The organism is Nocardia sp. CA-145437 (assembly GCF_050956485.1).
Lineage (GTDB): Bacteria > Actinomycetota > Actinomycetes > Mycobacteriales > Mycobacteriaceae > Nocardia.
In genome coordinates this window covers 1,475,009-1,486,588 of record NZ_CP191204.1, presented here as the reverse complement: position 1 = coordinate 1,486,588, position 11,580 = coordinate 1,475,009, and the positions used below count along the sequence as shown (strand labels likewise).

Annotated in this window: 11 protein-coding genes; 2 read left to right on the top strand and 9 right to left on the bottom strand. The window is 70.0% G+C overall.

What is annotated here, in order from left to right; translation table 11 throughout:
• Window positions 1–7 precede the first annotated feature (7 nt).
• The 4 genes from ACQPYY_RS06530 to ACQPYY_RS06515 all read right to left on the bottom strand — a co-directional run bounded on the left by ACQPYY_RS06530 (window position 8) and on the right by ACQPYY_RS06515 (window position 4,983).
• On the bottom strand, window positions 8–841 hold the full coding sequence (locus ACQPYY_RS06530) for an ABC transporter permease (RefSeq protein ID WP_433593075.1): 834 nt from the start codon (window positions 839–841) through the stop codon (window positions 8–10).
• The gene (locus ACQPYY_RS06525; protein ID WP_433593074.1) at window positions 838–1,809 is read right to left on the bottom strand and encodes an ATP-binding cassette domain-containing protein; all 972 of its coding nucleotides are present in this window, start codon (window positions 1,807–1,809) and stop codon (window positions 838–840) included. Before ACQPYY_RS06525 ends, ACQPYY_RS06530 begins: the two co-directional genes overlap by 4 nt.
• Window positions 1,806–3,278 (bottom strand): glycosyltransferase, encoded by a 1,473-nt coding sequence (locus ACQPYY_RS06520; protein ID WP_433593073.1) that lies wholly within the window; start codon window positions 3,276–3,278, stop codon window positions 1,806–1,808. The genes ACQPYY_RS06525 and ACQPYY_RS06520 overlap by 4 nt, the downstream gene beginning before the upstream one ends.
• Window positions 3,279–3,414: 136 nt before the next feature.
• Window positions 3,415–4,983, bottom strand: a complete 1,569-nt coding sequence (locus ACQPYY_RS06515; protein WP_433593072.1) for a condensation domain-containing protein — start codon at window positions 4,981–4,983, stop codon at window positions 3,415–3,417.
• On the opposite strand from ACQPYY_RS06515, the gene ACQPYY_RS06510 reads away from it, so the two are divergent.
• The gene (locus tag ACQPYY_RS06510) at window positions 4,982–5,113 is read left to right on the top strand and encodes a hypothetical protein (RefSeq protein ID WP_433593071.1); all 132 of its coding nucleotides are present in this window, start codon (window positions 4,982–4,984) and stop codon (window positions 5,111–5,113) included. The two genes, ACQPYY_RS06515 and ACQPYY_RS06510, sit on opposite strands and share 2 nt — an antisense overlap.
• Before the next feature lie 596 nt (window positions 5,114–5,709).
• Complete coding sequence (locus ACQPYY_RS06505) at window positions 5,710–6,420, top strand: Mut7-C RNAse domain-containing protein (RefSeq protein ID WP_379100511.1); 711 nt, start codon at window positions 5,710–5,712, stop codon at window positions 6,418–6,420.
• A 28-nt stretch (window positions 6,421–6,448) separates the two neighbouring features.
• Here ACQPYY_RS06505 and ACQPYY_RS06500 read toward each other — a convergent pair whose 3' ends face one another.
• Genes ACQPYY_RS06500 through ACQPYY_RS06480 form a run of 5 tightly spaced genes read right to left on the bottom strand, consistent with a single transcriptional unit; the run spans window position 6,449 to window position 11,363 of the window.
• On the bottom strand, window positions 6,449–6,955 hold the full coding sequence (locus ACQPYY_RS06500) for a MarR family winged helix-turn-helix transcriptional regulator (protein WP_379100510.1): 507 nt from the start codon (window positions 6,953–6,955) through the stop codon (window positions 6,449–6,451).
• Window positions 6,955–7,959 carry a pyridoxal phosphate-dependent aminotransferase gene (locus ACQPYY_RS06495; RefSeq protein WP_433593070.1) on the bottom strand — a complete coding sequence of 335 codons (1,005 nt, stop codon included), beginning with the start codon at window positions 7,957–7,959 and terminating at the stop codon, window positions 6,955–6,957. Before ACQPYY_RS06495 ends, ACQPYY_RS06500 begins: the two co-directional genes overlap by 1 nt.
• 13 nt (window positions 7,960–7,972) lie before the next feature.
• Window positions 7,973–8,989 carry a 3-oxoacyl-ACP synthase III family protein gene (locus ACQPYY_RS06490; RefSeq protein WP_357288319.1) on the bottom strand — a complete coding sequence of 339 codons (1,017 nt, stop codon included), beginning with the start codon at window positions 8,987–8,989 and terminating at the stop codon, window positions 7,973–7,975.
• Between the two features lie 2 nt (window positions 8,990–8,991).
• Entirely contained in the window at window positions 8,992–9,624 is a 633-nt protein-coding gene (locus ACQPYY_RS06485) for an SRPBCC family protein (protein WP_433594581.1), read from the bottom strand.
• Between the two features lie 23 nt (window positions 9,625–9,647).
• Window positions 9,648–11,363, bottom strand: coding sequence for a thiamine pyrophosphate-binding protein (locus ACQPYY_RS06480; protein ID WP_433593069.1), 1,716 nt, complete (start codon window positions 11,361–11,363; stop codon window positions 9,648–9,650).
• Window positions 11,364–11,580: the final 217 nt, after the last annotated feature.

The following is an 11,580-nucleotide window of genomic DNA, read 5'->3' as shown; positions in this document are numbered from 1 at the left end:
CTCCGGGTCACTGGGCACGCAGGGTGCGAACGGTCAAGGGCGCGAACACGATCGCGACGACGAGCGCGGAACCCACCGACCAGGCGAAGTCGGAGCCGACCGAACCGGACTCGGCCAGGGCCCGCACCGCCGCCACCAGATGCGAGACGGGGTTGTAGTCGGAGACGTGGCGCAGCCAGGTGGGCATGGCCGCCTCCGGGACCAGGGCATTGGAGGCGAAGCTGGCGAAGGTGAGCACCAGCATCGACATGCCCTGCACGGCGGCGGGTTTGGCCACGGTGACGCCGATGAAGGCGAACAGCCAGCTCATGGCGGTGGTCGCGAAGACCACCAGGGCCGCACCCGCCACCAGGCCCAGCGGGTGGTCCGGCCGGTAGCCCATGCCGAAGCCCACCAGCAGCACCATGAGCGCGGCGATCACGTAGCGGGTCGCGCCCGCCAGCAGGCCACCGGCCACCGGCGCGAAGCGCGCGATCGGCATGGAGACGAAGCGGTCGAAGACACCCGAGCGGATGTCCTCGGAGAGCTGGACGCCCATGGCGACCGAGGAGGTGAGCACGATCTGCACCAGCACACCGGGAATCAGCGTGGGCAGGTACGCGTCCAGGCTGCCCGCGATGGCCTTGCCGAAGACGCTGCCGAACAGCAGCGGGCCCACGATCGGCAGCAGCACGGCGTCGTAGAGCAGTTGCGGGCTGTGCCGGAAGGTCAGCAGGCCGCGCTGGGCCATGAACAGCGACTGCGCCAGACCCGCGCGCAGGCCGACCCGGGTGAGACGGGGCTGCCGGGCGATGCGGGCGGTGGGGTGCACGAGCACCGGGGTGTCGGACAGGACGGTCATGCGGTCCGCCTTTCGGCCGGAGGCGTGGTGCGGGCCGGGCGCCGTGTGAGCGCCAGGAACACCGAATTCAGGTCGGGGCGTTCGACCCCGAAGCCGCGCAGGCGGATCCCGGTGTCGCGGCAGGCGGCGACGATGTCGGCGGCCGCGCCGATATCGGTGAGCGGAACGGTCACGGTGGCGGGGTTGTCGCCGTGCAACGGCGTGGTGCCGGTGAGCCTTTCGACGACGGCATCCGCCAGCGGGCGCTGCGCGGGATCGGCCAGATCGAGGCGCAGCATCTCCTCGCCGATGGAGGACTTCAACTCCCCCGCCGTGCCGTCGGCGACGACGGTGCCGTGGTCGATCACGGCGATCCGGTCCGCGAGGGCGTCCGCCTCCTCGAGGTACTGGGTGGTGAGCAGGATGGTCGCGCCGCGCCCGACCAGGCCGCGCACCACCGACCACATGCGCTCGCGGGTGTGCGGGTCCAGACCGGTGGTGGGCTCGTCCAGGAAGATCAAGGGCGGCACCGTGATCAGCGTCGCCGCCAGATCCAGTCGCCGCCGCATGCCGCCCGAGAACGACCCCACCCGCCGGTTGGCCGCGGCGGTCAGCTCGAACTCGTCCAGCAGTTCCGCCGCCCGATCCTGGGCCGCTCTCCGGCCGAGGCCGAGCAGCCGCCCGAACAGGCGCAGGTTCTCCCACGCGGTCAGGTTCTCGTCCACGGCCGCGTACTGCCCGGTCAGCCCGATCATCGACCGCACCGCCGTGGCCTGACCGACCACGTCGTACCCGAAAACCGTTGCGGTGCCCCGGGATGGACGCGCCAGGGTGGCCAGCATCCGCACGGTGGTCGTCTTCCCCGCGCCATTGGGTCCCAGCAGCGCGAACACCGTCCCGGCCGCGACGTCCAGGTCGACCGCGTCGACTGCCGTCATGGATCCGAAACTCTTTCCGAGTCCGCGTGTTTCGATGGCGATCTCACTCATCGCGCACCTCCGATCATTGTCGAAGCCGAATATCCACCGGTTGCGATCGAGAGTCCTTCCGCGCCCGGCGATCGCGTCGTAGCCTGCGGCAGCAGGGTTTCGACGGCGTCCGCGGCACGTGCGACCCCCTCGCCGCGGAATCGCGCTCCGTAGGCGGCCGCCCGCAGCCGCACGTCGGGCCGGCTCGCGCGAATCAGCAACCGTTCCAGCCGATTCGCGGTGAGTCCCGCGAACGGCGCGGTCGCCCCCAGCCCGAGGGCCTCCACCTGCCTGCCCCAGTACGACTGATCCGCCTGCACCGAACAGATCACCGACGGCACCCCCGCGCGCAAGACCGCAGCGGTGGTCCCGGCCCCGCCGTGGTGGACGGCGACATCGCACAACGGCAGCACCGCTCGGTGGTCGACCTGATCCACCACCGCCAGCTCATCAACGATCCGGCCTCGGAACATCGGGCCCACCAGCAATATCCGGCGCCCGAGCCGCCGACCTACCTCTCGGACCAGCGACTCGACCGCGACCGGTTCGGCCACCGGCATCGACCCGAAACCCGCGTACACCGGAGCGGGACCCGCGATCAGCCATTCGAGCAACTCCGCGCCAATCCTGGGGCCTCGTTCCTCGACCGCGCTCGTTCCGGGCTCGGGCCACTCCGGCGCACGCCGCCCGGCGCCGTCCTCGACAGCCACCGGGAACCCGGTGAACGGCATGTCGCGCAGTTCGTCCGCGAGCCCGGGGAACAGTGCGGGGTCGTAGGCCTGAATCGCCGTGTATGCCGGGGTCCGCCGGCCCGCACGATCGACCAGGGGCGGTATCGACCCGCCCCGCCCCGATCCGGGTGCCCGGTCCTCCGGCCGGGCGCGGACCCCGAAGCCGCCGGCATGCACGGCGGAGGTGCGCGAGGCCCAGCCACGGGCTGCGGTGCGACGGAAAGCCGCGCGCTCGGGCTCGAGGCTCCACGCGCGCGCCACGGTCAACGCCTTCCAGCCCAGCCGGTTCAGCGTGCCCGGGAGGTGTCGCCCCCATGCCGCCGGGATCACCGGGACCGCACGATTCGGTTCGATCGGGAAGAAGTGCACCGCTGCGATCGGAATCCCGTGGTGCCGTGCGACTTCCGCAGCGGCCTCCTCGCACGCCATGCCGGTGACCAGCGCTTCGGAGCCCCCGGCCAGGGCGAGCAGATCGTACGCGGCCTCGGCGAATCCGCGGCGTTGCAGCTCCAGCACAGCGCGCACCCGCTGCCCGGGATTCGGGTGCCGGAATCGCCGATCATCGCGTTGAGCGCGCAGCATCTCATCGCTGTCGAGTCCGAACGGCACGGCCGAAACACCGTATCGATCGGCGAACCCGACGAGGTTCGGTGAGACGGCGAGCGTGACGTCGTGGCCACGCGCCGCGAGTTCCCGACCGAGCAGCACGCCCGGCTGGGCGTCGCCCCGGCTGCCGGCGAAGGCGAGCAGCACTTTCATCGTGTACCCCCGATCTCGAGGGCACGACCGGATGGCGCCGACATGGGAACGCCGAAACGCCGGCGCACGTATTGATCCGGCCGATGGCGCACATCATCGCGGCGAGCGCGCGGGGTCTTCGACGGCGTATCCATGGTCAGACCCGGGCCGGTGTCAGTGCCCGCGGGGCTTGGGGCGCCGACTCCGCGACACGGTCGGGGGCGGCCGACGGAAGCGCGAAAGACCCTCGCGTGTCGGCGGTTCGGTCTCCGCCACCCTGCTCGCCGGCGAATTCGCGCATGGCGCGGGTGAATTCGGCGAGGAAGCGGTCCATCTCGACCTCCGGGAAGGTGGCCGGGAAGCGGGTGGAGAGGCGGAGGCCGTCGGTGGCTCGGACTATCCAGAAGAAGACCTCGTCGGGAGCGTAGGACTCGGCGCGGAGGGTGTGGCCGCGCAGGGATTCGACGAGTTCGTGGTCGGGGAGGGCCCGGATGTCGAGGAAGGAGATGCCGAAGCGGGGGTGGTCGGTGCAGTTCAGGAGTTCCAGGACGCGGGTCCAGGTGGCGTCGTTGGCGGTGCGGGAGCGGCGCAGGACGGTGCGGGTGGACTCGAGGGCGCTGTCCAGGTCCAGGTCGGGGGCGAGGGTGAGGTCGAGGGGGACGACGTTCACGAACCAGCCCATGGATTCGAGCCAGCGCAGGTCGGGACGAGTGGCGATGGGCATGATGGCGCGCAGGGAGATGTAGCCGAAGGCCCGCCGGTAGGCGATGGCGAGCGCGGTGAAGACCGCCACCGAGAGGCGGTGGCCGCGCTCGCTCACCGCGCGCTCCACCTGCTCGAGTTCACCGAGCGACAACAGCTTTCGCGATACGGAGGTTTGCGGGAGCGCCGCGAGCTCGCCCCCGCCGACGACCGCGCCCGTCCCACCGCACGCGACCGAGCCGGTCGCGCCGCCCGCGATCACAGTCGCCTTCCCCTCGGCAGTGATCGCGGGTTCGAAGCGGGGCAGCATGCCGCCGGAGCCGTCGAGGAAGCGCTGCCAGTAGCGGACCGCTTCGCAGTCGGGGGTGAGAGCGGCGGCGGTGTCGCGTTCCCATTGGGCGAAGTCCGCGGCACTACCGAAGGTCGGCGATTCGCGGGGCGGCTCGCCTCGGGTGACCTCGGCGTACAGGGCGCGGAGTTCGAGGATGACGATGGCCTGCGAGTAGGCGTCCAGCACGGAGTGGTCGGCGGCCACCAGGACGGTGAAGTCGCCCGTGTCGGCGTGCTCCACGGTGGCGAGCAGGCAGTGCGGCCACCGCAGCGGCGAGAGTCGAGATTCCAGTGTGGCGCTGAGGTATTCATTGATCGCGCCGGAGCCGGTGACGCCGGGGATCGGCTCGGCGGTGACGGCGACGTCGGCGGCCGCGCAGACCAGCCGCTCGGGTTCGGGGACGTCGTGGCGGGTCACGGTGGTGCGCAGGCCCTCGTGGCGGGCGTGCCAGCGGCGCGCGGTCTCGCGCCAGTGCGCGGGGTGGAACGGCGCGTCCATTTCGAAGATGGTTCCGATCCAGCGACCCCGGCCCGGTCGCGGGTCCGCGGCGTCCGTCTCCCGGCAGTGGCGGACGTGCACGCTGGTCAGGGGCCGGGCGTCGGCGGTCCACGCCGCCCCGGGCGCCAGTTCGGCCCGCCACAGGGTGAGTGCGCCCGGGCGTACCGCGAATTCGGATAGGTGGGTGTAATCCATGACCGTCTCCCTCATCGAGACTTCGCCGGTGCCGGTGCGGCCGTTCGATTTCCGCAAGATTCACGGTGCGCGAAACCACGCGATCGAAACCGTTTATGAGCTATCCGGCGAATTGGAAGCTATTGAATAGTGATATGCCGCTCGACGGTGATGCGGCACACCGGGAGTCCCCCGCCACTGTGCTGTCGAGCACTATTTCCCGGCAGATCCGGCGCCCGCGGCGACACTACCGGTTCCGAGCTGCGGCATTATCGATTGTTCGGGCGCCGGCCCGGCACCGGCGGGGGTGTCACCGCCCGCCGGTGCGGCGGTAGCCAGGACGGGCACGAGCAGGGGCACGGCGATCCCCGCCAGCAGGACTGCGGCCGCACGAGCCGATCGGAATGCAGACATTGCCCGATTTCCTTTCACCTTCATCAGGACAAGCGCGCCGAGAGCGGCGACTTGGTGGGGGCAGGTTCGAATTGTGATTGGCGACGCTGCCGAGGATTTTCACCCGATGGGTAGATGACCTGCGAACCCCAGAAAATCATCAACCGGCCAACTCCGCAACCAGCCTGATCGCAAACAATTGGTTAACGGACTGTTCTCACACCCTTCTCCTGTGCTTCAGGCCACTGCACAGGTGAAATTCGCCTCTACTTCACATTCGGCCGCAGACCGCCGGCGCACCCCGGGCGGAAAACGAGTTGCTCGCGGGTACCCGATTTCTGGGATCCTGGGCTGGTGAACGCAGGGGAAATCACCGTCGAGTTCGCGCCGGAGCTGCGCGTGTTCGTCGGTCAGCGGGACCGCACGCCGGTCCGGGTGGACGGCACCTCGACGCTGGGGCATGTGGTGGAGTCGCTGGGCGTGCCCCTCACCGAGGTGGGCACGGTCCTGGTGGACGGCGAATCCGTTGCCACCGGCCACATTCCGCGCGGCGGCGAGAAGATCACCGTGTCGGCCGTGGCCCGCCCGCAACCGTGCGCCGAGCCGCTGCGCTTCCTGCTCGACATCCATCTGGGCACCCTGGCGCGCCGCCTGCGTCTGCTGGGAATCGATGCGGCCTACGAGAATCCCGATATCGGCGACGCCGCGCTGGCCTCCCGTTCCGCCGCCGAGCAGCGGGTCCTGCTCTCCCGCGACCGCGGCCTGCTGCGCCGCCGCGAAATCTATTCCGGCGCCTACGTGTACAGCCACCACCCCGCCGAGCAGCTGGACGACATCCTGTCCCGCTTCGCCCCGCGCCTGGCCCCGTGGACCCGCTGTACCTCCTGCAACGGCGCGCTCCGCCCCGCCGACCCGGCCACGGTCCGCGACCGCCTGCCGGACAACACCGGCCAGAGCTACGACACCTTCGCCGAGTGCGTCGACTGCGGCCAGACCTATTGGAAGGGCGCGCACCACGCGCGTCTGGACGCCATCGTGGCCGACGCATTGGCGAAATTCGCCTGAGCGACGGTGGCCGGCGGGTCGGGTGCGGTCAGCGGGCGCGGGCGGCGGCCGCGGCCGCGTCCAGGCGCGCGCCGAGGGCCTTGACCTGGTCGCGCAGGACTTCGATGTCCTCCACCGGAACTCCCACCAGATCCAGCACGGTGCGGATCATCTGCTGCGCGCCCTGCTGCAGTTCCCGGCTGGCCTCGGTGGCGTGCAGGACCACGGCCCGGCCGTCGGTGGCGCTGCGCACGCTCTCCACCAGGCCGCGCGCCTGTAGTCGCTGGACCAGCGGGGAGAGGGTGCCGTAGTCGAGGTGCACCTGTTCGCCCAGGTCCTTCATGGCGATGCCGGGACGCTCCCACAGCGCCAGCAGCACCAGGTATTGCGGGTAGGTCAGATTCATATCGTCCAGGAACGGCCGGTAGGCGGCGGTCATGGATCGCGACGTGGAGTACAGCGCGAAGCACAGCTGGGCATTGAGCGAGAGCAGCGCGTAATCGATCTCCTCGTCCGCTCCGGCCCCAGCGGGTGCGGAAGGCGGATGTTCTTGCATTACTGCACTGTACTGCGGACCGTGGCCAGCACCGCGTCCGTGGCCGCCCGATCACCGACGGTGATGCGGATACCGGTGGGATAGGACTTGACGTGGATGTCCGCGCCCGCCAGCGCGGTCGCGACCCGATCGGCCTCGGCACCGGGCAGGGTCAGGTAGGAGAAATTGGCGTAGCTGTCGGGCACCGAGAGACCGAGCGCCCGCAGTCCGGTGGTGAGCCGGTCGCGGTGCGCGGCCAGGGTCGCGACCCGCGCCTCGATCTCGGATTCGGCCTCGTAGCAGGCCCGCACCGCCACCTCGGCCAGCGCGGTCATACCGAAAGGCAACTGCCAGCGGGCTATTCGTGTGATCAGCCGCGGGGCCCCGAGCGCGTAGCCGACCCGCAGCGCGGCCAGACCGTACGCCTTGGAGAAGGTACGCAGGACGAGGAGATTCGGATGTCGATCCAACAGGGCGAACACATCGATGCGATCGGCGCCCGACACGAAGTCCACGTACGCCTCGTCGAGGACCACGGTGACGGTATCCGGAACTTCCTTCAGGAGATTCTCGAATTCCTCTGCCGGAACCAGGGTTCCGGTGGGGTTGTGCGGGCTGCAGGCCACCAGCAGCCGGGTTCTCCCGGTGACCGCGGCGGCCAGCGCCGGGAGATCCTGGCACCCGGAATCGTTGAGCGGCACCGTGATCGGCCGCCCACCCGCCATGCTGGTCAGGATGGGAAATCCGTCGAAGGTGGGCGTCGCCATCACCACCTCGGCGCCACCCGTCCCGAATTCCTGGACGATGTGCATGATCACGCCGGTCGCGCCCGCGCCCACCACGATCCGATCGGGCGGGCAGCCGAGCCGTTCGGCGATCAGCCGGGGCAGGCGGCGGGGCAGGAATTCCGGATACCGGTTGGCCGAGGCCAGCGCCGCGCTGAGCGCCTCCTGCACCGAGGGCGGCGGGCCGTAGGGAATCTCGTTGAGCTGCAGCCGATGTCCGGCCGTCACCAGGGGACTCACGGCGCCGCCCCCTTCAGCGTCCGCCCCAGCGGAGGGCGGCGGCCCCCGCGAAATCGCCCGCGTGCGCGAAACCCGCGAACATGACCAGCGATCCGGCCGGCACCCGGCCCTCGTCGACCGCGCGGTCGAAGGTGACCGGAATGCCCGCGCCGAACAGGTTTCCGCAGTCGTCGAAGGTGTCGGGATGCCGTTCCTGCGGCAGTTGCAGGGCGTCTCTCCAATTGCGCAGGAAGGCTCTATTGGGTTGATTGGTGACCAAGAGGTCCAGGTCCTGGGTGGGCACGCCGATCCGGCCGCACACCGCCGACGCGACCTCGGGGACCAGCCGGTTGCCGCGCTGCAGCACCTTGGCGATCTTGGATTCGGTGAAGCCGACGTGCATCTCACCGCTGCCGGCCTCCCAGTAGCGGCGCGGCGGGTCGGCGATCACGGTCATCTGCCCGGAGAACTCGGGCAGATGGCGGGTCTCGATATCGAGGATCGGCGAATCACCGGATTTCACCAGCAGTCCCGCGCCCGCCCCGTCACCCGGAATGGCGGCCTGTGCCTTGCCGCGCACCTGCTCCTGGGTGAAAACCTGACCGGCCACGTTCTGGATGGTGACCACCAGCGCCGAGCGGGCGTCGGAGGACAGCAGGATCTGGCGGGCCAGCTTCATGCCGTACACGAACGACGCGCAGCCGCCATTGTGCAGGTCGATCAGCCACTCCGGCGCGATGCCGAGCCGGGCCGCCACATCCCCGCCGCTGCCGACGATGCCGATATCGGGCAGCTGGGTGTGCACGATCAGAATGTCGATGCCGCGCAACACGTCCCGGCCGTGCCGGTCCAGGATCGGAGCGACCGCGCGCTCGGCCATATCGGCCGGGGTCTCGCCCGGCGCGACATGGCGGCGGAACTTGGGGGCCTTGAACATGAGGTTCGAGGTGACCTCGTCCGGGTCGGCGTACTGCGCGAAATAGTCGGCGGAGACGATGGTCTCGGGCAGGTACCCGGCGACATCGAGCAGGCTCACGGTGTCGGCGCTCATGATCAGTCCATCCATTCCGGCTTGATCGGCTGCCCGGCGACGTGCCGGTGTTCGCAGATCGCTTTGAGATTGCGCAGTTCCAGCAGGTGCCCGGCGGCGAAGAGGTGCCAGAAGTCGCCGACCCACACCGGGCGGCCCTCGGGCGCGGTCTCGGGGTAGGCGTTGTCCTCGTAGAAGGGGTGGTGGCAATTGGTCCAGGTGACGACCGAACCCGGCTTGTTCAGCACCACCTGCGCGTCCACCACCCGCATCAGGTAGACCATCCACAGGTGGTCGGCCTGGTCCCAGGCGCAGTGGTAGTCGACGGTGCGAGCCTCGGGGTTGGCGACGGTGCGGGTGAAGATGCGGGTGTGCGAGCCGATGCGGTCGTCGGACACCCACACCTCGGGATCGGCGGTGCGCTCGAAACCGCGCATGCTGTAGGTCCATTCGCACAGGCTGCGGGTGTCGGCCAGGTAGGTGTACACCTCGTCCGGCGGCGCGGCCACGTATTCGGTGACGGTGCAGTACTGTCCGTAGATCTCGTCGTGCGGGTACACGGCGCGGGTCATGTCCAGGACCAGCGGCATGCCCTCCTTGAGGGCCATGGTCTCGATGCGGTACACGCCCGGCACGTCCAGCTCCGGGACTTCGATCGGCTCGTCGGCGACGGTCTCGGTCATGCGAAAGACTCCTTCAGGAACGGTGCGAAGGGTGGGAATTCGTCCGGGTCACACTGCAGTTCGATGAACGCGGGCCCCGGTATCGCCCGCGATTTGTCGAGGGCTTGCTCGAAGTCGGGGAGGGTGCGCGCGGTCCAGGCCGGGAGCTCCGGGAACAGGGCGGCGGCGCCCGCGCCGATCTCCGACGCGCGGAATCTGTTGAAGCTGTACTCGCCGGAGTAGAAGACCTGCTCGCGGGTCACGCACATGGCGTGGGCATTGTTGTTGAACACGATGAAGGTGACCGGCACCTGGTACTCGACCGCGGTGTGCACCTCGTGGCCGTGCATGAAATACGCGCCGTCCCCGGCGATCACCACGGTGCGGCGGCCGCGGCCCAGCGCGCAGCCGATGCCGGCGCCGAACGCATAGCCCATGCCGCCCATGCCCAGGGCGATGAGAAACCGGCCGCCCTCGGGGATTCCGAGGTGGTGCACGACGGCCGCGCCGGTGTTCCCGGCGTCGGCGACCACGTCGGTGCCGGGGTCCAGTGCCGCTTCGATGGCCGCCACGGCGGTTCGGTACCGCAGCCCGGGCCCGGACGCGGGCGGCACCGACAACTCGGGCAAGGGCAGGCGATCGGGTTGTACGCCGGTGGCGCCCGGCTCGAGGTGCGCACCCTCGGTCCCGTGGGTCGAGTTCGCGACACCGCGCAGCGCGGCGGCCAGCGGACCACGCGCCTCGGCGTGCACCGGGACGAAAGGCCGCTCGATACCCAGATACACGACCCGTGGACAGGCGGCGAGGGCGGTGTCCAGTCCGGCGCGGGCGGTGAGCGGGAGTGGAGCTCCCGCCAGCAGGCAGAGTTCCGCCTCGGACACCAGGCGGGCGGCGTTCGGATGACCCATCACGCCGACCACACCGGCGAACCGGGGATCCGCGTTCGAGTACGCGTCCTTCGCGTCCGGGGTGACCAGGACCGTCGCGTCGAGTGCCCGCACGACGGTCGCCAGTTCGGCGCGCGCGTCGGCCGCGGCGACCTCGGGCCCGGCGATGACTACCGTCGGACTCCCCTGCGGCAGTCCTGCCAGCAGATCCACGACGTCATCGGGCAGCAGCACTCGATCATCGGGCTGCGCTGCGGCGGTGTCGCTGCCCTGAGCCTGCGGTTCGGCCGTCGCCCGGTCGCCCTCGATGAGCGGAGCGGCCTGGATGTCCTTGGGCAGCAACAGGACAGCCGGGCCACCGGCCAGCGCCGCCGCGATCGCCCGGTCGAGCTCCACCGAGATGTCCTGCGGTCGAAGGACTTTCACGCAGTGGCGGGTGACCTGGGCGAAGAGCCGCTCGGCATCGATGCGGCCGGGAACTCCGCTGGTGTCCTGAAAGGCGCCCCGGCCCTCCAGCCCCAGTGGCGGCTGCCCCACCAGGGCGAGGACCGGGACTCGGGAGTCGAACGATTCCGCGAGGGCCGCAAGCAGATTCATGGCGCCTCCGCCGGAGGTCGCGACCACCACACCGAGCCGGTTGGTGGCGCGGGCGTACCCGTCGGCCATGGTGGCCGCGCCGAACTCGTGTTTGGCGATGATGCCGGTGAGCTCCGGATGCCGGTGCAGGGCGTCGTAGACGTCCTCGATATTGGCCCCGCCGACGCCGAAGACGTGGTCGGCGTGGATCGCGAGCCGTTCGACGACGAGGTCGGCGACGGTTCGGGCCGCGCGTTCGCTCTGGGTCACGATCCCCCGTTCGTATTGCCTTGTCCACGATGCATCGCACACAAGGTATCCGGCCGGAAGGATCTCGATCAATGTGTCTCAGGTCACAGACATGCCCGAAAGATGCTGCTGTACAGGCACTTTGGCTATGCGAAGACCCCACCGGGGACATCCCGGCGGGGCCCCGGTCCGGGCACAGGGGGAAATCCGGACCGCATCTGGACGGCTACCGGCCCGG

Bases quoted from the DNA above. Each gene is read 5' to 3' on its own strand.
- ACQPYY_RS06530 (WP_433593075.1), bottom strand. From the start codon at position 841: ATGACCGTCCTGTCCGACACCCCGGTGCTCGTGCACCCCACCGCCCGC.
- ACQPYY_RS06525 (WP_433593074.1), bottom strand. From the start codon at position 1,809: ATGAGTGAGATCGCCATCGAAACACGCGGACTCGGAAAGAGTTTCGGA.
- ACQPYY_RS06520 (WP_433593073.1), bottom strand. From the start codon at position 3,278: ATGAAAGTGCTGCTCGCCTTCGCCGGCAGCCGGGGCGACGCCCAGCCG.
- ACQPYY_RS06510 (WP_433593071.1), top strand. From the start codon at position 4,982: ATGACCGTCTCCCTCATCGAGACTTCGCCGGTGCCGGTGCGGCCGTTC.
- ACQPYY_RS06515 (WP_433593072.1), bottom strand. From the start codon at position 4,983: ATGGATTACACCCACCTATCCGAATTCGCGGTACGCCCGGGCGCACTC.
- ACQPYY_RS06500 (WP_379100510.1), bottom strand. From the start codon at position 6,955: ATGCAAGAACATCCGCCTTCCGCACCCGCTGGGGCCGGAGCGGACGAG.
- ACQPYY_RS06490 (WP_357288319.1), bottom strand. From the start codon at position 8,989: ATGAGCGCCGACACCGTGAGCCTGCTCGATGTCGCCGGGTACCTGCCC.